This window comes from Amycolatopsis nivea, assembly GCF_004522235.1.
Classification (GTDB): Bacteria; Actinomycetota; Actinomycetes; order Mycobacteriales; family Pseudonocardiaceae; genus Amycolatopsis; species Amycolatopsis nivea.
This window is the reverse complement of sequence record NZ_SDLT01000032.1, coordinates 57,688-78,179: the sequence shown is the minus strand read 5'-3', so window position 1 is coordinate 78,179 and position 20,492 is coordinate 57,688. Positions and strand designations below refer to the sequence as shown.

Genomic DNA, 20,492 nt, shown 5'->3' with positions numbered 1-20,492 from the left:
CCCCGGTTCGTAGCGTTCCCGGCATGACGAAATCACCTCCTCGAGCGCTGTTGTGGGGCGTGCTGGTGCTCAGCGCCGCAGCCAACGCGATCACCTCGGCCCTCGGCGTCAACCTGGTGCTGAGCACCGTTTTCGGCGTCGTCACCCTCGCCTCGGGCATCGCGCTCGTCGCGAACTACCGCACCCATCGCTGACTCGTCCACAAAGGACTATAATGACCGCCCTCGTCGCCCGACGCCCGATCACGGCTTTCTTCACGCTCGCCATCGCACTGAGCTGGCTCGCGTGGCTCCCTTATGTACTCTCGGACAATGGTCTAGGCATCGTCCACTTCGGATTCCCGCCGTTACTCGGCACGACGCAAATCCTGGGCATGCTCCCCGGCGCGTACCTCGGCCCGATCTTCTCCGCGTTCATCGTCACCGCGCTCGCCGAAGGCCGTCCCGGGCTGCGCGCGTGGGCGGGTCGATTGCTGCGATGGCGGGTGAACTGGCGATGGTACGCACTCGCGCTCTTCGCTGTTCCCGTCGTGCTGACGCTCGCCAGCCTGCCGTTCGCCGGCGCGTTCCGGGCCCCTGCCGCGTCGCTGATCCTGGTGTGGGTCTTGGGTTTCGTGCTCCAGGTGCTCACCACCGGCCTCGCCGAAGAACCCGGCTGGCGCGATTTCGCCCTCCCGCATTTGCAGCCGAAGTACGGCCCGCTGCGCGGCACGCTGATCCTCGGGCCGCTGTGGGGCGTCTGGCATCTGCCGTTGTTCTTCACCGAATGGGGCCACTGGCCGAACGTGACGGTCTGGTCCGTGCTGGAGTTCGTCGGCACCGCGATCGCGATCAGCTTCGTGATGACCTGGGTGTTCAACCGCAGCGGCGAAAGCCTGCCGATCGCGCTGCTGCTGCACGCTGGGATCAACAACTACCTGTCCGTCGCCTGGTCCGAACTGTTCCCCAACGCGGATCCGAAAATCGCCGAGCACCTGCTGTTCGCCGCGTTCGCCGCCGCCGCGCTGATCGTGCTCGCCGCGACCAAGGGCCGTCTCGGCTACCTCAGTCCAGCGCGCGAACTCCAGGCCGTTCAGTAGTAAATCTGCCCGGGGACGCCGCCGCCGACCGCGATGGCGTCTCCGTTGATCGCCACGCTGCGCGGGGACGCCAGGAACGCCACCACGTCCGCCACCTCGGCCGCCGTCACCAGCCGACCAATGCTCACCCCGGCCGTGAGGCCTTTTTCCAGCTCCGCCACGGAAATCCCCCGCGCAGCGGCGATCTCGGCGAGCTTCTCCGGCGTCCGTTCAGTCACCGTGTAGCCCGGATGCACGACCGTCACGGCGATTCCCTGCGGCCCCAGTTCGTCGGCGAGATTCTTGGTCATCGCCGCGACCGCGACGTTGCGGATCGACCCGAACGTCGAACCGGCCAGCCGCGCGTTGAGCCCGCTGACGTTCACGATCCGGCCCCAGCCGCGCTCCCGCATCCCCGGCGCGAGCGCACGGGCGCACCGCAGGTAACCGAGCACCTTGGTCTCGATCTCGAGGCGCAGGTCTTCGTCCCGCAAGTCTTCAAGCGGCGTGCGGGCCCCGCTGGACGCCGGCGCCGCGCAGTTGACCAGGACGTCCGCCGCCCCGAACTCCGCCTTGACCCGCTCCGCCATCGCCGCGACGGCAGCGTCGTCGGTGGTGTCCGTCGGAACCGCGACCACCTTCGTGCCGTGCCTGCCGAGGCTTTCCTTCGCAGTGGCAAGGGCTTCGGTGTCCCGGGCGACGAGCGCGAGGTCAGCGCCCTCCGCCGCGAGCACCTCGGCAACCGCCAGCCCGATCCCGCGGTTGGCCCCCGTGACGACCGCGCACTTGCCCTTCAACCCCAGATCCACGGTTGCTCCCTGAACGTCAACGACGACGGCGAGGCTTGCCGCGCCCGCCGGACTTGGGCACGCTCCGGCGACGGTCCGGTTCGCGCTGCTTCTTCTTGGCCGGCGCCGCCTTGCCGGTCTTGGCTTGCGTTTCCTGCTGCCCGCGAGTGCTGTTCACCGTGCGCCCGCGAACGATGCCGATGAACTGCTCCACGAGGTCGCTGGTCTCGCCATCCGGCCAGGACAACGCGACGCGCGACTGCGGCGCGTCCTCGACCGGCCGGTACGTGAGATCACGCCGATGGTGCAACCGGGCAAGCGACTGCGGCACCATCAGCACGCCGACGCCCGCCGCCACCAGCTCGATCGCGTCGCCCGTCGTCTCGGGCCGCTCCAGGGCGGGCTTGCCAGGCAGCTGGTCCCACTCGAGCGAGTCGTCGAGCGGATGCAGCACGAGCTCGTCCGCGAGGTCCGCAATGGACACCTCGTCGGCCGCCGCGACCAGGTGATCCTTGGGAACGACGACCACCGTGGTCTCGGTGTAGAGCGGGATCGCATGCAGCCCGTCACGGTCGGCGGACAGCCGCAGCAGCGCCGCGTCCACCCCACCGTCGCGCACGACGCCCGCGGCCTCGGCAGCAGCGACCGCGACCAGGTCGAGCGGCACTTCGGGATTGCGTTCGCCCCAGATCCGGACCCACTTCGCGGGGGTCGCACCCGGAACGTAGGCGAGCCGGAACGCCGAGGCCTGGTCGGCTCCTGTCACGTGGCAAGGCTACCGGCGCGGGGTCGCCGGTTACGCTGGTGGGCATGACGGCGCAGAAGACCCCCCAGACCATGAAGCCGGCGACGGCAGCGAAGAAGCTGGGCGTCTACCTCGAAGCGACCCCCGCAGAGTTCCGCGCGGGCGCCGTCTCGCGCGACGAACTGAATGCACTTCAGAACGACCCGCCGGAATGGCTCCGCGACCTGCGCCGCAACGGCCCGCACCCGCGCCCGGTGGTAGCCGCGAAACTGGGAGTCTCCATCGGCGGCCTGGCCAGGGGCGGCGTCACCGAAGCCCTGACGACGGACCAGATCGAGGCCCTGAAAGCCGAAAACCCCACCTGGCTGCAACGCGAACGCGACACCCAAGCCGAAGTCCGCCGCGAAGCCGCGAGGCTGAACGCGGAGAAGAACGACTAGCCCGTCCACTTCGGACCTTCTTGCGCGCCCGTGTTGGTGCGTTACGTGGGGGAACCTTGATTCCTTCAGGGTTCCACTCACGATTGTTTTCTGGCGCGCGTGAGGGGCCCCTTCACGGACGCAGGTTCCCTCAAGGAGCCCTTCACGGCCTTCGTCGCGGCGCGCGAAGTCCGTGAGGGGACCCCTCACAGACCCTGCTTCCGTGAGGGTTCCCCTCACGACTGCTTTCTGGCGCGCGTGAAGGACCCCTTCACGGACCCAGATTCCCTCAAGGAGCCCTTCACGGCCTTCGTCGCGGCGCGCGAAGTGCGTGAGGGGACCCCTCACAGACCCTGATTCCGTGAGGGTTCCCCTCACGACTGTTCCTCGCGCGCGTGAAGGACCCCTTCACGGACCCAGATTCCCTCAAGGAGCCCTTCACGGCCTTCGTCGCGGCGCGCGAAGTGCGTGAGGGGACCCCTCACAGACCCTGATTCCGTGAGGGTTCCCCTCACGACTGTTCCTCGCGCGCGTGAAGGACCCCTTCACGGACCCAGATTCCCTCAAGGAGCCCTTCACGGCCTTCGTCGCGGCGCGCGAAGTGCGTGAGGGGACCCCTCACAGACCCTGATTCCGTGAGGGTTCCCCTCACGACTGTTCCTCGCGCGCGTGAAGGACCCCTTCACGGACCCAGATTCCCTCAAGGAGCCCTTCACGGCCTTCGTCGCGGCGCGCGAAGTGCGTGAGGGGACCCCTCACAGACCGTGATTCCGTGAGGGTTCCCCTCACGACCTCCCCACCGCTGCAACGCCGCGTTCGGTGCGCCCCCACGCACCCAACGCCACATTGGGTGCGCTGGATGCACCCAATGCCACATTCGGTGCGTCACATGCACCCAACGCCACATTGGGGCGCTATCCCGCGACCGCAGCCCCACCCGCGACCAGCCACCCAAACCACACGCACCAGCCGCAGCCCGCTCACCCAACAAGACCAGACACCCAACCCACGCGGACCCGCCGCAGCCCGCTCACCCACCGCGACCAGGCACCCAACCCACGCGCCCTAAACCACAGCCGATGCACCCACCCATCGAGGCACCCAGCCCCTCCCCCACACCCCGATACGAAGCTCTCCTGCGGTCTGGGGGTGCTTGTCAAGGCATCTTTCCCGCCTTGACAAGCACCCCCAGACCGTCAGCACAATCAACCTTCGGGGTGCCCCACGCAACCAGGACGCGATGTCGCCGCCAGGCGACGAGCACTCACAACCACCCCCGCTCCTCAGCAACCCGAACCGCCCCCATCCGGTTCCGGGCCCCCGTCTTGGCAATAGCCCCAGACAAATAATTCCGCACAGTCCCCTCAGACAAATACAAACTCCCCGCGATCTCCGCCACCGACCCCCCACCCCGGGCCGCGATCAGCACATCCCTCTCCCGAGCAGTCAACGGCGATTCCCCAGCAGCCAAAGTAGCCACCGCCAACGCCGGATCCACCACCCTCTCCCCCATCATCACCCGCCGAATAGCGTCCCCCAACGCCTCAGCAGGCGCGTCCTTAACCACAAACCCAACCGCCCCAGCCTCCATGGCCCGCCGCAAATACCCGGCCCGCCCGAACGTAGTCAAAACCACCACCCGACACGAAGGCACCTGCTCCGCCAAAACCGCAGCCGCGGCCAACCCGTCCAGCCCAGGCATCTCGATATCCAGCAACGCAACATCCGGCCGATGCTCAAGCGCCGCCCCCACCGCCTCATCCCCCCGCCCGACCTGCGCAACCACCACAAAATCGTCCTCAAGATCAAGCAAGGTCCCCAACGCCTGCCGCACCAACGCCTGATCATCCGCGAGCAACAACCGAATAGTCACGCCACCGTCACCCGCAACCGCCACCCCCGAGGCCGCACCGGCCCCGCCTCCATCCGCCCGCCAGCAGCGACCACCCGATCCCGCAACCCGGATAACCCATTCCCGGCATCCGCAGCAGAACCAACACCGTCGTCACGAATTTCCACGGAAGAACCCGAAACAATCACCGCACAAGCGGCAGCCCGAGAATGCCGAACCACATTAGTCAACCCCTCCCGCACCACCCAGCCGAACAATTCCTGATGAGGCCCATCGACCGCAGAAGGAAAATCCGCACTAATCCCCGCCGCCCGCAACAATTCGCGCCCCCGAGCGAGCTCCCCGGCCAGCGTCACCTCCCGATACCCAGAAACCGCGGCCCGCACATCCGCCAACGCCTGCCGGGACAACTGCTCAACCTCACCGATCTCCTCGACCGCCCGCTCATCCCCCTTCACCGCGAGCCGCCGGGCAAGATTGCTCTTCACCGTGATCGCGGTGAGCGAATGCCCCAGGAGATCATGCAAATCCCGCGAAATCCGCGAGCGCTCGGCATCGGCGGCCAGTCGCTGCACCTCCGCCCGCGCCTGCACTAACGCCCGGTTCGCCCGCAGCGCCTCCGCGAACGCGACCACCACCAGCACGGTGAACACCAACGCCGCCGCCTGCGCCCACCCCGGGTCGGCCTGCCAAACCGCCCACGGCACCACCACAGTCGCCGCCGCGGCGATCGGCACGATGACCGCACCCCAGCGCGGCAACCGCGGAACCGCTAGCGAAACCACCACGGCGAGCAGGTAAAACGCGTTCGCCCGAGCGATCGGCAGCACGACGGCGAACAGCACCGTCAACGCCCCGGTCAGGACCCAGAAAAGCCGGCTTCGGAACTGGTAAGCAGCGATGGCCGCCCCGATGTAGCAGGCGCAGAAAGCCAGCAGCGCCACCACCGCCGCGGGCTGGCCGCCCGTTTGGGCGAGGACGATCAGCGGATACACCAGGAGGCCGGCGTCCAGCACGAGCCGGCGCCAGCCCAGTACCCAGCGTTGCGCGTCGGAATCGGGGCCGCGGTCCACGTCCGGCACGCTACTCGGAGAAAAGCGAACGCACGTGCCGTCCGTTGACCAGGACGACCACCGCCAGCAACAGCGCCCCGCAGACGCCCTGCTCAAGCCGGACCCACAGCGGCAGAAAGCCCGGAATCGACACGATGACGACGATCGCGACCGTCATCACCGCCGACACGATCCGGAGCCGCAGCAACCCTCGTTTCGACCCGCGAGCCGCGCTTCTCGCGAACAGGAACGTGAGCAGCGCGCTGGCCGCCACGATCGTGGCCCGGACCCAGACGACGTCGGTGACCATCGACGGGTCGTCGCGCAAGAGGAAGATCGCGCCGAGGGTGAGCACGCTCAGCGCCAGGTAAGCCCCGGTGAGGACGCGGACCGCCCTGATCCGGGGTTGTTCGGAAACCGTTGCGGGACGGGAGTTCATGACTGTCCTTTCCGGACCGTTGGGCGGTCCGGAGGAGCCGGCGCCGCTTGCCCGTCCCATGGTGGGCGGACGGGCAAGCGAGCCGTAGTGTCACCGCGCACCGGTGCGCGATGACATTTGTCAGAACCCGGTCATCCGCGCCGTCAGCGGGCAGCCGTGAGCTTCGGCCCGATCGCCGCGCCGGCGATCACGAGCACCCCGCCGAGGATGAGCAGATACGCGCCGAGGCCGATTTTCGACAGGTCCTCGGAGAACATCGCGACGATCCCCGCGATGTGGAAGGCCAGCATGACGGTCGCCCGGCCCGCGAAGACGGTGCGGTACCACCAGAAGTTCGGCGGAGTGAGCTCCCGGCGGCGAATCCCGCTGAGCCAGTACGCCGACCTCTTCGTGCGCAGCGCGCCGAGCGTCCACGGGAGAGTGGACAGCAACGTCGCGGCGATCAGGAGGAAGGCGAGGAACCGCACGTACATCGCGGCGAAGCTGTCCATGCCGGACGTCATCTTGCTGAACGCGTCGATGAAGGTGACCGAGGCGGTTTGGGAGCCCAGGGTGAACGTGACCCAGGGGACGAACAGGGCGACGACCTCGAGGATCGCGCCGAGAACCACCGGGATCGCGCCGAGCCCCGGGGTGGTGAGCGGCTGGTTCTGGGGCAGGAAGCCCTGGCCGGGTGCGGCGTAACCGGCTCCCGGCTGCTGGGGCGGGTAGCCCGGCTGTTGTGCTGGATAACCCGGCTGGCCAGGGTAAGCCGCTTGACCGGGGTATGGCTGGCCCGGCTGGAACTGACCCGGTTGCCCCGGGTACTGCGCCTGCCCGGGCTGTCCGGGGTACTGCCCAGGCTGTCCGGCCTGGCCCGGGTACTGCTGTCCGTACTGCGGAGACTGCCCGGCCTGCTGCGGATAACCCGGCTGAGTTCCGGGTTGCTGCGGATAACCGGCGCCCGGCGGTGGCGCCTGCCATCCCGGCGGGACCGCGCCCGGTTCCTGCGGCGTTCCCGGCTGCTCCTGTGGACCCCCTGAGGTGCTCATGGCCGCCGATGGTAACTGCCGCACCGACGCGGCGAACGGTGAAATTCCGGCTCGGCTATGACGAGTCCGCACAACGGGACCGATCGGTTCCCCGAACACCGCACAACCGGCCTGTTGACCAGGCCAACCACCGAAACCGAGCCCGGAGAGCCGGGACCGCCGAGCCGGACCCACGCTGCACACCCAAGCGCGCAGCGCGGGACCGGTCTCACCTCGGCGAAGTCACCGGGCAGCGCGCAGGATCAGGTCCGCCACCGCTTCCGGCTGCGAAACCAGCACCGCGTGCGAAGCGCCCTCCACCTCGACTACCTCCGCCTCCGCGCGTTCCGCCATGAAGCGCTGCGCCTCGGCGGGGATGTTCTTGTCCGCGGTCGGGATCAGGCTGTACACCGGCAAGTCCTTCCACGCCGGTGCGGGCGACGCTTCGTCCAGGGCCGCTGCCGCGATCGGGCGTTGGCCCGCTGCCATCAGGCTGGCCTGCGCGGCCGGGACGTCCGCCGCGAACTGCTGGTGGAACAGGTCTTGCCGGACGTAAAGGTCGACGCCGTTCGCCAGGGCGACCTGCTCCAACGTCTCACCCAGGGTCCCGCCGGGGAACTTGCCGGCCAGTTCGCCTGCGCTTTCGCCCTCGGCGGGGAGGAAGCCGGCGATGTAGACCAGCGCCCGCACCCCGGGGTGGCCCGCCGCGGCGGCCGAGATCACCGAGCCGCCGTAGGAGTGGCCGACCAGGACGATCGGGCCCTCGATGCTGTCGAGCAAAGACCGCACGGCGGCGGCGTCTTCGGCGACTCCGCGCAGCGGGTTCGCCGCCGCGATCACCCGGTGCCCGGCTGCTTGCAACCGCTCGATCTCCCCGTTCCAGCTGGACGAATCCGCGAACGCGCCGTGCACCAGAACGACAGTGGCAGTCATGAGGTCCTCCTCAGAGAAAGTTCCGAACGGGACCCACAGTACAACTAAGTTGTGCGCAATCAAGTTGTACTCAATGAGATCTGGTCACGGCTCGCGGTAAGCCGTCGGCGGGGCGCCGAGCAGGCGGCTGAACATCGTCGTGAAGGCGGCGGGGCTTTCGTATCCGAGGGTGACCGCGACGTCGGCCACCGGAAGGTCCGCGGCCAGCAGCGGGAGTGCGTGCAGCACACACGCCCGCTCCCGCCAGCGGGCGAAGCTCAGGCCCGTTTCGGCGCGGAACAGCCGGTGCAGCGTCCGTTCGCTGACGTGCAGCTCCGCCGCCCAGCGAGACGGCGGATCGTGCACATCGGGAGCGTCCGAAAAGGACTGACACAGAGCACGCAAACCCTCGTGCCGCGGCCACGGAAGTTCGAGCGGCAGCGGTACGCAGCGAGAGATTTCGTGCAACAGAAGGGAAATCAGCGTGGCATCGCGCCCGCGGCGAGGGTATTCCGGGGCGACGTCCACGGCTTCCCGGAGCAATTCCCGCAGCAGCGGCGAGACGTCGACGGTCTGGCAGCGGCGCGGGAACCACGGCACGGCGGGCGGTTCCAGATACAGACTGCGCGTGGTCACGTTCATCATCACGACGCTGTGATCGGTTTCCGGCGGGATCAGCACCGCGCGCCGCGTCGGGACGGTCCAGGTCCCGTCTGCCGTTCCGACCCGCATCGCGCCGGTGGCCCCGTAAAGGAACTGCGCGCGGCGATGGCGATGCGGCGGCAGGAAGTGGTCCGGCGGGTAGTCCGTGCTGATCGCGAGCACGGCCCGCGGCAGGGCGTCGACCTCGGACAACGGAACGTTGCGCATGCCTCCAGAGTAGGTGTCCGATCCTCGAAAGAAGCTGGCGAATCTTCGGATGCGCGCCGCACCCGGCACGACCTACCTTGAAGCCAGTGTTGACCTCGATCCTGATTCTTCTGCTCTTCGGCTGCCTCAGCGGCGTCACGACCGTGCTGTTCGGCTTCGGCGGCGGATTCGTCACCGTGCCGGTGGTCGCGGCGGTCACGAGCCGCGGCGACGCGATGCATGTCGCGGTCGCGACGTCCACCGCGGTAATGGTGGTGAACGCGGTCAGCGCGACCGTCGTGCAAGCCAAGGCCGGACGCCTCCGTCGCGACTACATCTGGCCGCTCGCCGCGTTCGTCGCGATCGGTGCCGTCATCGGTTCGGTGGCCGCGACCTACGCGGGGGACGGACTGTTGCGCGTCCTGTTCATCGTCTACCTGGCAGTGACCATTGTGGACAGCCTGGTGCGCGGCGGATTCCTGAAGCCGCAAGGCGAAGCCAAACCGCTGAGCACGTTCACGACCACCGCGGGCGGCGTCGGAATCGGTGCGGTGGCGAGTTTTCTCGGGGTGGGCGGCAGCGTCATGACGGTGCCGTTGCTGCGCCGCAAAGGACTGCCGATGGCGGACGCGGCGGCGATGGCGAACCCGCTCAGCGTGCCCGTCGCGGTGGTGGCGACGGCGGTCTACGCGACAGCGGGCGGCGGGCCGTCGGGGTATCTCGACCCGATCGCGGGCGCGGCGCTGCTGGCCGGTTCACTGCCGACGATCGCACTCGTCCGGCGGGTCGCCGACCGGTTGCCGGACAAGGTGCACGCCGTCGCGTATGTGGTGCTGCTGGCGGCCGCACTGATCGCGGTCGCGGTCAGCTGAGCACCGACCGGACGGTGTCCTCGTCGCGCGCGACGACCGTGGTGCCGTCGTCGGCGGTGATGATCGGACGCTGGATCAGCTCCGGGTGCTCGGCGAGCGCGGCGATCCACCGTGGACGGTCTTCCGGGGTACGGGACCAGGATTTCAGCTCGAGTTCACCGGCGATTTTCTCGCCGGTGCGGGTGATGTCCCACGGGTCGAGGCCGAGCCGGTCGAGCACCGCGACGAGCTCCGCCTCGGTCGGCGGATCCTCCAGGTAGCGGCGCACGGTGTACTCCGCGCCGGCCTCGTCGAGCAGCGACACCGCCGAGCGGCACTTGGAACAACGCGGGTTCACCCAGATCTCCACCCGCGCAGTCTAACCCGCGCGTTGTCGCGGGCGGAGTCCTTGGCGGGCAAGACTTCTGCGGTGCGTCCTGGATCACTTGCCCCGATCGGGTGGAACGGGCGTACCGTTCTTGCATGACCCTGCCGATTACCACCGACCGTCTCGTGATCCGGGACTGGACGGCTGACGACGCCGAAGCCGCGTATCAGATCTACGGCTCCTCCGACGTGACGCATTGGCTCACTCCCGCGATGGACCGGGTCGCGGACGCCGCTGCGATGCGGTCGGTGTTGCAGGCCTGGCAGGAGGCGCAGCCGAATCTGACCCCGCCGCGGGGGCGGTGGGCGGTGGAGCTGCGGTCTGACGGCCGGGTGATCGGGGGGCTGGGGATCCGGTTGCTGCCGCCCTATCGGGAGGATTTGGAGCTGAGCTGGCAGTTGCGGCCCGAGGAGTGGGGGCACGGGTACGCGACCGAGGCCGGGCGGGCGTTGGTGGAGTGGGCGTTTTCCCAGGACGGGACTGATGAGTTGTTCGCGGTGGCGCGGCCTAGTAATTCCCGGGCCATTGCTACTGCGGAGCGGATCGGGATGTCTTGGGTTGGGGAGACTACTAAGTATTACGAGTTGAGGTTGCAGGTTTATCGGGTTCGGCGGGGGGATGTTGTTTGACGTTCGGCTCGTCGCCTGGCGGCGACATTGCTTTTTTGAGGGTGCGGTGGGGCACCCCGAAGCTTGATTGTGCTGACGGTCTGGGGTGGCTTGTCAAGGCGGGAAAGATGCCTTGACAAGCCACCCCAGACCGCAGGAGAGCTTCGTATCGGGGTGCGGGGGAGGGCTGGGTGCCTCGATTGTTGGGTGCACCGGTGCGGTTTAGGGCGCGTGGGTTGGGTCGGTCGTGAGGGGGACCCTGGGGGAATCTGGGGCTGTGAGGGTTCCCCTCACGACTGGTGTGCTGCGTCGAGGGCGTGGCTTGTCAGCGGGTTGCGGTGGCGGGGGTCCAGAGGGCGTCGATCTCTCGTTCTGCTGCGGAGAGGCTTTCTTCTGCGTGCGGGCGGAATTCCGCCAAAGCGGGGTTGACGTCTGCCATGGTGAATTCTGCTGTGATGAAGCGCGGTTCCAGGCCGGTCAGGGAAAGGCCGTGCGGTAGCCAGCCTTCTGCGTGGTCCCAGCCGTGCCTTGGGGTGCCTTCGCCGTAGCCTCCGCCACGGCTGGCCAGGACCAGGAGTTCTCGGCCGCCCAGGACTGACGGGTCCTCGCCGGCGGCGGCGATCATGCGGTCTACCCACGCTTTCACCGAGCTGGGGACGCCGTAGTTGTAGAGCGGGAGGCCCAGCAGCACGGTGTCTGCGGCCAGTACTTCCGCGGCCAGTTCTTCGCCGATTCGGGCGGCTTCGCGGTGGGCTGCGGTGTGCTCCGACGCGGGGGTGATGCGGGCTTCCCAGGCCAGCGGGTCCAGGTGCGGGACTGGGTTCGCGCCCAGATCTCGGTAGGTCACCGTTCCGTCTGGATGGGCGGCTTGCCAGGCCTGAGCCGCGCGTGCGCTGAGTTTGCGGCTCACCGAGCGGTCGCCGTTGATGCTGGAGTCGAGGTGCAGCAGGTGTGCCATGTCGATGACCGTCCGTAGATAGTTTGTGTAAGACAAACCATTTATAGCACGGCAGCTACCCCGACTGTCTCGTAGACTGGACACATGGCTCCGCTGCCGCTCGTCGCCCAGGCTCCGCGCAGGTCTGGTGCGTTGCTCGAGCACTTCGCGCGCCGGATCCGGCTGCGCGCGGAGAGCGTGCTCGCTCCGTTCGGGCTGCGGCCTCGGCATTTGATCGCCCTGACCGTCCTGCAGACCCGCGGTTCCAGCACCCAGCAGTCCCTCGCGCAGATCCTCGAGATGGACAGCACCAACGTCGTCGGCCTGCTCAACGACCTCGAGGCCGACCAGCTGATCGAGCGGCGTCGTTCGCCGGAGGACCGCAGGCGGCACGTCGTGGTGCTGACCGACCGGGGCGCGAAGGAGCTGGCCCGGGCCGAGGCGGCGCTCGCGGCGGTCGAGGACGAGGTCTTCGCGGCGCTCGATCCGGATCAGCGCGAGCAGCTCTACAACTTGCTGTTGCAAGCGGCTTCCGGAACGGTCGACAGCAGCTCCTGCACCGAGGAGCCTCCGCCGACCTGCTGACGGGAGGGGCAGCGAATGGACGGTGCCGCCGAGCGGCTGGCGAAGTACCGCGCCATGCGCAACTTCGCGAAGACCGACGAGCCGGCTGGTGCGAATGCCCCGAGGGAACCCGGCTACCGATTCGTCGTGCAGCGGCATCGGGCGCGGCGGAAGCATTACGATTTCCGGCTCGAGCTCGGTGGCGTGCTGGTCAGCTGGGCGGTGCCGAAGGGGCCGACGCTCGATCCGAAGGCGCGGCGGATGGCCGTGCACGTCGAGGACCATCCGCTGGAGTACGCCGATTTCGAGGGCGTCATCCCGCGCGGCGAGTACGGCGGCGGCGACGTGATCGTGTGGGATCGCGGACGCTGGGAACCGGTCGACACCGACGATCCCGAGCAGGCGCTCGCGGACGGGAACCTGCACTTCGACCTGTACGGCGAGAAGCTGGCCGGGCGCTTCGTGCTGATCCGTCCGAAGAAGGACGACGACGGGAAACAGTGGTTCCTGCTGCACAAGCAGGACGACCACGCTACCGCGGGCTGGGACGCCGAGGACCATCCGAAGTCGGTGAAAAGCGGGCTCACCAACGACGAGATCGCGGCCGCTCCGCCCGCGTTGTGGCGGAGCGATCTGCCCGCGACCGAGGCGGAAGTGCCGTTGCACGCGGTGTTCGAGCCAGCGTCCGAGGACGAACTCGAAGCACTGAGCGAGCTGGGCAAGCAGGGCACGTGGACGGTCGCCGGGCGGCAGTTGAAGGTCACCAATCTCGACAAGACGTTGATCCCCGGCCGCGACGGCGAAGCGCCGATCACCAAACGGGAACTGATCGAGTACTACACCCGGATCGCGCCGACGATGCTCCCCTACCTCGCCGGCCGCGCGCTCAACACCAACCGGTTCCCCGGCGGCGTCGGCAAACCCGGGTTCTGGCACAAGGAAGTCCCCGACCACGCGCCGGAGTGGCTGCACCGCTGGCATTACGAGGCAGCCGACCCCGGCGACGTGCAGCAGTACCTCGTCCCCTCCGGCGTCGCGGATCTGGCCTGGCTGGCCAATTTCGCCGCGCTGGAACTGCACGCCTGGACGTCGCGCACGTCGGACGTCGAGCATCCGAGCTGGCTGCTGTTCGACATCGACCCCGGTTCGGAAACCTCGTTCGACGACGTGCTCGCGCTCGCCCGGCTGCACCGCACCGCGCTCGATCACTTCGGGCTGATCGGGCGGCCGAAGACGACCGGGCAGCGCGGGATCCAGATTTGGGTGCCGATCGAGCCGCGATATACGTACGCCGAGACCCGGTCGTGGGCGGAAACCGTGTCGAAGTCGATCGGCAAGATCGTGCCGGACCTGGTGAGCTGGGCGTGGCACAAGGACCGCCGCGGCGGGCTGGCGCGGCTCGACTACACGCAGAACGTGCTGAACAAAACCCTCGTCGCGCCTTACAGCGTGCGGCCGAAGCCGGGGGCGCCGGTGTCCGTCCCGCTGGAGTGGGACGAACTCGACGACCCCGACCTCACTCCGGATCGGTGGACGATCCGGACCGTGCTCGATCGCGTGGCGAAGGCGGGAGATCCGTTCGCGCAGCTGCTTGACGTGCACCAACGCCTGCCGCAGCTGTCGTGAAAATCCCAGCCGCAGCGACGACGGCGAAGCCGATCAGCAGGTAGCGCGCGGACGTCACCATCGACGGCGCGCCCAGGTTCACCAGCAGACCCGCGATCGACGCACCGAACGCGGTCGCCATCGTGAGCACGGTCGCGATCGCCGCTGCCGCTTGCTGACCGCTGGCCATCGCGGCGACCGACAGGTGCGGCATCGCGATGCCGATCCCGATGCCACCGGCGAGAAGGACGACCAGCCAAGCCAGCACCGACGCGTTTTCCTGCTGCAGCAAGGCAAGTACGACGAACGCGGCCGCCAGCAGGGTCGGTCCGGCCAGGCAGAGCAGCCGGACGCGACGAGCCGAGGAGCTGACGATCTGCCCGGCGGACCAGCCGAACGACAGCGCGGCGGAGAAGAAACCCGCTGCGGCAGGCGGCAATCCGCCGAGATGCTGGCCGAACAGCGGCAGGAACGACTCGACGGAAACTCCGGCGGCGAGGCACATGATGGTCAGGTAGATCCATCGCAGCGGCGAGCCGGAATAGGTCTCAGCGGGCAGAACCCGTACCGCGGCGCGCTTCTCGACGAGCAGAAACGCCACCACGAAACCGAATCCCAGCACGATGAACGCGGCCATCGCGACGACGTTGGTCAAGATTCCGGCGATGCTCACCGCTCCGACCGCGCCCACGACGGCCACCAGCGCGAAGGTCGGCACCGGGGTCGACTCGCCGCTTCGTTCGCTGCGCGGGAGCGCCCGCGGCACCAAGGCCGCGATCACGACCGCCGCGCCAGCCAGCACGACGAACGCCGCCCGCCACGAACCGAATTGCGCGAACAACCCGCCGAGCGCCGGGCCGACGAGGTTGCCGACGCCGAACATCGCCGAGATCAACGCACTCCCCCGCGCCCACAAATGCCGCGGCAGCGCCGAGTGAATCACCGCGAACCCCAGTCCGGTCAGCAATCCAGCGCCCAAACCCTGCACTCCGCGTCCGGCCAGCAGCACCGGCATCGCCGGGCTCACCGCGCACACCACCGAGCCCGCCGCGAAAACGCCGAACCCGAGGTAGTACGCCGTCGCGTTGCCGAGTCGCGCGAGCGCACGGCTGACGAACATCGTCGCGACGACCTGCGCGACCAGGAACGCCGTCATGTTCCACGCGTAAAGCCGCTCCCCGCCGATGTCGGCGACCGCGGTCGGCAAAAGGCTTGCTGCCACATAGATGTTGACCGCGCCGACCAGTACGCCGCCGGCCAGCACGACCGCGGTGCTGGAATGCGCTCCCAATTCGCGCCACGAACCCACTTGCTTCTCCTCCCGGATGCTGTGCGGTCGCATCATGTCCGGGCGGGAGACCCCGGTAATCAGACAAACAAGGCGTGAACTGGGTCACACTTTGGTGAGCACCACCAGGTAGCGGCACGGCTCAGCGCCGGGGTTCTCGTACGCGCAGTCGACCGGTCGGCCGAGCTGGAGGCAGTCGCCCGCGGCGAGTTCGTGCACGACGTCGCCTTCGTGGAACCGCAGCTGGCCGGACAGCACCCAGACCTGGTGCTCGGCGAAGGCGTAGGAGCTGGCCGGAAATCCGGCTTTCGCGCCGGGCGGCAGCTCGATTTCCACCAGCTCGGCAGCCCCGTGCCCGGGCGGCGAGACCGCGCGGCGCACGTAGCCGGTGACCGGGTCCTGCCAGGTCGGCTGGTCCTCACGACGCGCGAGGCGGCGGTCGTCGTCGCCCTCCGCGCGGGCGATGAGCTCGGACAGCGTGAGCCCGAGCGCGGTGGCGAGCCGGCTCAGCAGCACCGCCGTCGGCTGCGCTTCGCCGCGTTCGATTTTCCCGATCATGGCACGGGAAACTCCGGAACGTTCGGCGAGCACGCCCGCGGACAGGGCACGGTCCTGCCGGGCTTCGCGCACCGCCGCGGCGAGCGAGGCGGAGAGGGGATCGGTCACAGTGGTCGACTATAGCAGCGGATCGTGTCTACTATCGGGGACATGTTGATCCGACCTGCCGAAGAACGGGACGCCGAGGCGTGCGCGGCGATCTACGCGCCGTACGTCCGGGACACCACGATCAGCTTCGAGACCGAACCGCCGACACCGACGGAGATGGCCGCCCGGATCGCGAAGGCGACGAAGTCGTACGCGTGGCTGGTGCTGGAAATCGACGGCGAGGTGGTCGGGTACGCGTACGGCAGCCCGTACAAGGAGCGCGCCGCCTACCGTTGGTCGTGCGAGGTCAGCGTCTACCTGGCGCAGGATCGGCGGCGCGCGGGTGGCGGGAAAGCCTTGTACGAAGCCCTTTTCGCCCGGCTTGCCGAACGCGGCTTCCGGATGGCGGTGGCCGGCATGACCCAGCCGAACGAACCCAGCGTCGGACTGCACAAGGCGATGGGCTTCGAACTCATCGGGACTTGGCGGCGGATCGGCTGGAAACACGGTGCCTGGCGCGATGTCACCTGGATGCAGCGAGAACTCGTCCCCGCCTCCGACGACACACCGGAAGAACCGCGTTAATCCACGCCGAGGTCGAGTTCCTCGATGTCGTTCTCCAGCCGGGCGCGCCAGGACCACTTCGGTTCCGTCCAGTCGGTGTCCGACGGCGGCGGCTCGCCCAGCGGCAGCGCGGGATCGACCACGCCGTGCGTCACCCGGTAGGCCAGGGCGGACGTCGCCGCGCGGATCCACTTGTCCCCCGCCGCACCGGACGGCGGCGCGACTCCGAACGCGTGCGTGAACCACACCGGCAGCAACGCGCTCGACCCGATCGCGTCGGTGATCCGCTCGCGCAGCCGGGAATGCAGTTCTTCCCAATCCCGCTCGCACTTCTCGATCTGCGGCAGCACCCGGGTCCGCGTCACCTCGTCCGCGGCCAGAACCTGGTGCGCCGCTTCGGCATCCTGCTGCGCGGCGGGCAGCTGGCGATCCAGCACACCGCGCCGTCGAGCGACCACTTCGGACAGTCGCGACTCCGCGTCGTCCCGTTCCGGCGTGCCACGCTCGGCTTTCGCCAGCACCTCCAGCACGGCGATCAGCGCTTCCTCGCTCTGCGCCAGCACTTCCCGTGCCTGCGGCAGCCGCGCGACGTCCTCTTCGTACGGCCGGCGCTGGCTCGGCGTGAGCAGCTGCGCGGCCAGACTGTGCCGCCGCTCCGCCTCCGCGGCGAGCTGCCGCAGCCGCGGGCCGACGTCGTCCAGGTCGACCACCGGCACCTTCTCCGACACCCGGACCGCGCGTTCGAGCACCAGCAACCGCTGCCGGAGCCGTTCGAGCTGCCGGGCCGTGTGGTCCAGCCGGGTTTCGTGCCGGGAATGGGTTTCGGTGAACGACTCGACCGTCTCGCGCAGTTCGGAAAGCTCGCGGACGGTGCGGTTTTCCAGATCGTCGACGGTCTCCTGCATCCCGCCGACAGTGTCGGTGAGGGCGACCAGTTCCGGATCGGCTTCTGGCCCCTCCTCGGCGGGGTAGTACTCGGTGTCGCGGTAGTACTCGGAGTAGGTCACCGCGCCTCCTGCACCAGAAACGCCACGGTCGCCACCGTGGTGAGCGCGGCCAGAACGACCACGATCGGCTGGGCCGTCGGCCCAGTCCCGATGAGCGCGGCCGCGGTGAAGATCGCGGCCAGCGCCCCGCTGTACGCGGCCCGCTGCCGCCGGTTGACCATCAGCGGCGTCGGCCCGAGCGGCCCGAACGCGATCCGCAGTCCGGCGCCCAGCAGCGGCAACGCGAGCAGCAGCCAGACCGCGTTGAGCGCGCCGAACAGCATCATCGCCCCGCTCACCATCCCGACCGCGACCGGCGCGACCGCCAGGTACAGCGTCGTCCGCTGCACCTTCCCACGCTTCGCCTCCAACCGGGCGAGCCGCACCTGCTCGACGGCCGCGTCGACCTCCTTCTCGGTGCTCAGCAGCGCCTCCGCCCGCTCGACCAAGGCGTCGAGCGTCTGCGTGCGTTCGTCTTCCGCCTGGTCCGGCAGCTGCGCCAGACCCGCACGAAGCTCGCGGCGGAGCGCGGACGCGCGCGCCATCACGTGGTCGCGCTGGTCCTCGGCAGGCGTAGTCACCTGGCCACTGTAGGTACGAAGCGTGCTGAACCCGGGGAACGACGCGACTTCGGCCCGATCCGGTCAGAGGCGCAGCAGGTCTTTCCCGACGACGACCTCGCCGTCGAACCCGGCAGCGGCGTGGTCGTGCCACACCTCGTCGGCGATGTCGGCGTCGGTCGGGACGAAATGCGACAGCACGAGCGTCCCGACGCCCGCTTCCTTGGCCAACGCACCGACTCGCTCGACACTCGTGTGGCTCGCCAGCAGGTGATCCCGCAGCGTCGTGCCGTTGTAGCGGCTCACCATGGCGTCCACCGCGGGCACGTACATGACCTCATGCACCAGCACATCCGCACCAGCTGCCAACCGCACCAGGTTCTCGCACGGTGCGGTGTCGCCGGAAATCACGATTGACCGGTCCGCTGTGTCCACGCGGTAGGCGAACGCGTCCACGATCGGCGGGTGATCCACGCGGGCCGCGGTGATCCGGACGTTCTCGTCCTCGAAGACCACGCCGTCCCCGGTGACCTCGTGCGGGTCGAGCAGTTCATCCAACGGGCGCAGACCCTCGTCGCCGACCCGCGTGTCGATGTCGAAGCGGTTCAGTGCCAGGAAATGCCGGGTCATCTCGGCGAGCGGCGGCGGGCCGAACGCCGGGACCCGCCGTTCCAGGTTGGCGGCCCAGGCCAGCAGGTAGAGGTTGCCGTAATCGGCGTTGTGGTCGGAGTGGTGGTGCGTGATGCCGACCGCGCGCAGCGAGTCGAGCGGGATGCCCGCGTGCACCAGCTGCCGGGCCACGCCGTTGCCACAGTCGATCACGTAAGCGGCTCCGTTGACGACGATCGCCTGCGCGGGAGCGCTCCGGGTGCGTTTCGGAGCGGGACCGCCCGCCGTGCCCAGGAGGATGAGCTGCGTGGTCATGCGTACTCGCTTTCGAGGTTGAAGGAAACAGTTCGCGACCGGCGCGCCAGCCACACGACGAGCCCCAGCACGCTCCAGGCTGCCAGCGCGAGCAGCGCCGGCAGGGTGATCTGCTTGAGCAGCAACCAAGTCTGCACCCCGAGGATCGCGACGCCGAGCACGGACAGCACGGCGTGCGACGTCCGGCGCATCCGGAACGGGGCCGCCGCGTGCAGTTCCGGACGCTGCCGGCGCACCCGCCACGACGCGATGATCAGCAGGGTGAGCAACGGCCCGGTGACGATCGACGTCATGGCCGCGATGTTCGCGACGCTGAAGCCGGCGAGCACCGGGACCACGCCGATCAGGTAGAGGATCGCCAGCAGCCAGTGCGGGGTGCCGAACCGGCGGTTCACCGCGCCGAGCCCGGCGGGCAGCCAGCCGTCGCCGGTCGCGGCCAGCACGGGTTTCGTCGCGGCCAGCAGCAGCGAATTGATGTGTCCGATCACCGACGCCATCGCGCCGCCGAGGATGAAGAACGCGAAACCGCCCGGGGAAAGGATGTGGCGGGCGACGTCCGACATCGGCTTGCCCGCCGACGCCGCCGCGCCGAGCACGCCCACCGACGGGATCGCCACGACCACGTAGATCACCGCCGCGACGAGAGTGCCGCCGACGACGGACAGCGGGATGTCGCGTCCCGGCCGCTTCATCTCGCCGCCGATGTCGGCGATCAGGAACGCACCGGTGGTGGCGAAGGTGAGCATGGCCGCCGCGTTGAGCAGGCCGCTGATGCCGTGCGGGGTCAGGTTCGCGAACTCGCTCAGGCGCACCTGCCCGATTCCGGCGATCCCGTACAGCAGGAAGGCGGCGAGCATGACGACCGCGAGCACGATGCCGACCCGGCTGGAGAACGTCGCGCCCGCCAGGTTGGTCAGGAAGAACACCGTGATCAGCGCGATCGCCAGCGGCCGCACCGGAACGCCCGGCACGAGCGCGCTGACGTAGTTCGCCCCGGCCAGCGCCATCAGGCTGAGCTGGATGACCGACACGGCGGACAGCCACATCGACGCGAATCCGGCACCAGGCGAGACCAGCCGCGCGGCGTAGGTGTAGCGGCCGCCGGTGACCGGCATCGCGCTGCCGAGCGACGCGATCGGCAGCGAATAGACGATCACCGCGAGCGCCGCGATGGCGAAGGCGATCGGCGCGCCGGCCCCGGTCAGCGCGATGGCGGTGCCCATCAACGCGACGACCCCGCCGCCCACTACCTGGTGGAACGAGACTCCGACGGCTTGGAAGAGGGAGATGCTTCGCTTGAGGTTCGCTTCTGCTTCGGTCGGCATCGTGATCACTGCCTCCTGCTGGCCGTTGTCGGTCGGCACAGCGTGACCCAATCCGCGACGCTTCGGAAATACCGAATGCCCGCCCGGACATAGCCGTTCGGGAATACCTCGGGATAGCCGGGCA

Annotated in this window: 24 protein-coding genes; 8 read left to right on the top strand and 16 right to left on the bottom strand. The window is 68.8% G+C overall.

Features of this window, described 5'->3' with window-relative positions; all coding sequences use genetic code 11:
* The first annotated feature begins 23 nt into the window (after nt 1–23).
* Together EIZ44_RS44910 and EIZ44_RS31170 are read left to right on the top strand one after the other, a co-directional pair.
* On the top strand, nt 24–194 hold the full coding sequence (locus EIZ44_RS44910; RefSeq protein WP_158691536.1) for a hypothetical protein: 171 nt from the start codon (nt 24–26) through the stop codon (nt 192–194).
* A 20-nt stretch (nt 195–214) separates the two neighbouring features.
* Nucleotides 215–1,078 carry a CPBP family intramembrane glutamic endopeptidase gene (locus EIZ44_RS31170; protein ID WP_134663315.1) on the top strand — a complete coding sequence of 288 codons (864 nt, stop codon included), beginning with the start codon at nt 215–217 and terminating at the stop codon, nt 1,076–1,078.
* Here EIZ44_RS31170 and EIZ44_RS31165 read toward each other — a convergent pair.
* Together EIZ44_RS31165 and EIZ44_RS31160 are read right to left on the bottom strand one after the other, a co-directional pair.
* Nucleotides 1,072–1,866, bottom strand: coding sequence for an SDR family NAD(P)-dependent oxidoreductase (locus tag EIZ44_RS31165; RefSeq protein WP_134663316.1), 795 nt, complete (start codon nt 1,864–1,866; stop codon nt 1,072–1,074). The two genes, EIZ44_RS31170 and EIZ44_RS31165, sit on opposite strands and share 7 nt — an antisense overlap.
* A gap of 16 nt (nt 1,867–1,882) precedes the next feature.
* Nucleotides 1,883–2,611: a LysR family substrate-binding domain-containing protein gene (locus tag EIZ44_RS31160; RefSeq protein ID WP_134663317.1), complete on the bottom strand. Its 729-nt coding sequence runs from the start codon at nt 2,609–2,611 to the stop codon at nt 1,883–1,885.
* Between the two features lie 44 nt (nt 2,612–2,655).
* Between EIZ44_RS31160 and EIZ44_RS31155 the strand changes: the two genes are divergently transcribed.
* Nucleotides 2,656–3,030, top strand: a complete 375-nt coding sequence (locus EIZ44_RS31155; protein WP_134663318.1) for a DUF5997 family protein — start codon at nt 2,656–2,658, stop codon at nt 3,028–3,030.
* A 1,243-nt stretch (nt 3,031–4,273) separates the two neighbouring features.
* Here the strand turns inward: EIZ44_RS31155 and EIZ44_RS31150 are convergent.
* The 6 genes from EIZ44_RS31150 to EIZ44_RS31125 form a co-directional block, all read right to left on the bottom strand.
* Nucleotides 4,274–4,882, bottom strand: a complete 609-nt coding sequence (locus tag EIZ44_RS31150) for a response regulator transcription factor (RefSeq protein ID WP_134732776.1) — start codon at nt 4,880–4,882, stop codon at nt 4,274–4,276.
* Nucleotides 4,879–5,877 carry a sensor histidine kinase gene (locus EIZ44_RS46000; protein ID WP_276323761.1) on the bottom strand — a complete coding sequence of 333 codons (999 nt, stop codon included), beginning with the start codon at nt 5,875–5,877 and terminating at the stop codon, nt 4,879–4,881. The genes EIZ44_RS31150 and EIZ44_RS46000 overlap by 4 nt, the downstream gene beginning before the upstream one ends.
* 67 nt (nt 5,878–5,944) lie before the next feature.
* Nucleotides 5,945–6,352, bottom strand: a complete 408-nt coding sequence (locus EIZ44_RS31140; RefSeq protein WP_134732774.1) for a hypothetical protein — start codon at nt 6,350–6,352, stop codon at nt 5,945–5,947.
* Nucleotides 6,353–6,495: 143 nt separating this feature from the next.
* Entirely contained in the window at nt 6,496–7,383 is an 888-nt protein-coding gene (locus EIZ44_RS45225) for a hypothetical protein (protein ID WP_205673372.1), read from the bottom strand.
* A 222-nt stretch (nt 7,384–7,605) separates the two neighbouring features.
* Nucleotides 7,606–8,295, bottom strand: a complete 690-nt coding sequence (locus tag EIZ44_RS31130) for an alpha/beta fold hydrolase (RefSeq protein ID WP_134663322.1) — start codon at nt 8,293–8,295, stop codon at nt 7,606–7,608.
* Between the two features lie 84 nt (nt 8,296–8,379).
* A complete protein-coding gene (locus EIZ44_RS31125; RefSeq protein WP_134663323.1) occupies nt 8,380–9,144 on the bottom strand; it encodes an AraC family transcriptional regulator in 765 nt (254 codons plus the stop codon).
* Nucleotides 9,145–9,230: 86 nt separating this feature from the next.
* On the opposite strand from EIZ44_RS31125, the gene EIZ44_RS31120 reads away from it, so the two are divergent.
* The gene (locus tag EIZ44_RS31120) at nt 9,231–9,995 is read left to right on the top strand and encodes a sulfite exporter TauE/SafE family protein (protein WP_134663324.1); all 765 of its coding nucleotides are present in this window, start codon (nt 9,231–9,233) and stop codon (nt 9,993–9,995) included.
* Here EIZ44_RS31120 and EIZ44_RS31115 read toward each other — a convergent pair.
* Nucleotides 9,988–10,344 carry an ArsC/Spx/MgsR family protein gene (locus tag EIZ44_RS31115; RefSeq protein WP_037818400.1) on the bottom strand — a complete coding sequence of 119 codons (357 nt, stop codon included), beginning with the start codon at nt 10,342–10,344 and terminating at the stop codon, nt 9,988–9,990. The genes EIZ44_RS31120 and EIZ44_RS31115 overlap by 8 nt on opposite strands.
* Nucleotides 10,345–10,457: 113 nt before the next feature.
* On the opposite strand from EIZ44_RS31115, the gene EIZ44_RS31110 reads away from it, so the two are divergent.
* On the top strand, nt 10,458–10,991 hold the full coding sequence (locus tag EIZ44_RS31110; protein ID WP_134663325.1) for a GNAT family N-acetyltransferase: 534 nt from the start codon (nt 10,458–10,460) through the stop codon (nt 10,989–10,991).
* 304 nt (nt 10,992–11,295) lie between these two features.
* Here the strand turns inward: EIZ44_RS31110 and EIZ44_RS31105 are convergent, their stop codons facing one another.
* Nucleotides 11,296–11,928: an FMN-dependent NADH-azoreductase gene (locus tag EIZ44_RS31105; protein ID WP_134663326.1), complete on the bottom strand. Its 633-nt coding sequence runs from the start codon at nt 11,926–11,928 to the stop codon at nt 11,296–11,298.
* Between the two features lie 84 nt (nt 11,929–12,012).
* Here EIZ44_RS31105 and EIZ44_RS31100 point away from each other — a divergent pair, with 84 nt between their 5' ends.
* Both EIZ44_RS31100 and EIZ44_RS31095 read left to right on the top strand, forming a co-directional pair.
* Nucleotides 12,013–12,492 carry a MarR family winged helix-turn-helix transcriptional regulator gene (locus EIZ44_RS31100; protein ID WP_037818398.1) on the top strand — a complete coding sequence of 160 codons (480 nt, stop codon included), beginning with the start codon at nt 12,013–12,015 and terminating at the stop codon, nt 12,490–12,492.
* Nucleotides 12,493–12,507: 15 nt separating this feature from the next.
* A complete protein-coding gene (locus EIZ44_RS31095; RefSeq protein ID WP_134732773.1) occupies nt 12,508–14,097 on the top strand; it encodes a DNA polymerase domain-containing protein in 1,590 nt (529 codons plus the stop codon).
* Here EIZ44_RS31095 and EIZ44_RS31090 read toward each other — a convergent pair.
* Nucleotides 13,988–15,385 (bottom strand): MFS transporter, encoded by a 1,398-nt coding sequence (locus tag EIZ44_RS31090; protein ID WP_134732772.1) that lies wholly within the window; start codon nt 15,383–15,385, stop codon nt 13,988–13,990. The two genes, EIZ44_RS31095 and EIZ44_RS31090, sit on opposite strands and share 110 nt — an antisense overlap.
* 84 nt (nt 15,386–15,469) lie before the next feature.
* Nucleotides 15,470–16,030 (bottom strand): helix-turn-helix domain-containing protein, encoded by a 561-nt coding sequence (locus tag EIZ44_RS31085; RefSeq protein WP_134732771.1) that lies wholly within the window; start codon nt 16,028–16,030, stop codon nt 15,470–15,472.
* Between the two features lie 42 nt (nt 16,031–16,072).
* On the opposite strand from EIZ44_RS31085, the gene EIZ44_RS31080 reads away from it, so the two are divergent.
* Nucleotides 16,073–16,594, top strand: a complete 522-nt coding sequence (locus EIZ44_RS31080; protein ID WP_037818394.1) for an arsinothricin resistance N-acetyltransferase ArsN1 family B — start codon at nt 16,073–16,075, stop codon at nt 16,592–16,594.
* Here EIZ44_RS31080 and EIZ44_RS31075 read toward each other — a convergent pair.
* From EIZ44_RS31075 to EIZ44_RS31060, 4 genes are all read right to left on the bottom strand, one after another.
* The gene (locus EIZ44_RS31075; protein WP_134732770.1) at nt 16,591–17,580 is read right to left on the bottom strand and encodes a hypothetical protein; all 990 of its coding nucleotides are present in this window, start codon (nt 17,578–17,580) and stop codon (nt 16,591–16,593) included. The genes EIZ44_RS31080 and EIZ44_RS31075 overlap by 4 nt on opposite strands.
* Nucleotides 17,577–18,140, bottom strand: coding sequence for a hypothetical protein (locus EIZ44_RS31070; protein WP_134732769.1), 564 nt, complete (start codon nt 18,138–18,140; stop codon nt 17,577–17,579). The genes EIZ44_RS31075 and EIZ44_RS31070 overlap by 4 nt, the downstream gene beginning before the upstream one ends.
* Nucleotides 18,141–18,203: 63 nt before the next feature.
* Entirely contained in the window at nt 18,204–19,043 is an 840-nt protein-coding gene (locus tag EIZ44_RS31065) for an MBL fold metallo-hydrolase (protein ID WP_134732768.1), read from the bottom strand.
* Nucleotides 19,040–20,407 (bottom strand): APC family permease, encoded by a 1,368-nt coding sequence (locus tag EIZ44_RS31060; RefSeq protein WP_158714557.1) that lies wholly within the window; start codon nt 20,405–20,407, stop codon nt 19,040–19,042. Before EIZ44_RS31060 ends, EIZ44_RS31065 begins: the two co-directional genes overlap by 4 nt.
* Nucleotides 20,408–20,492: the final 85 nt, after the last annotated feature.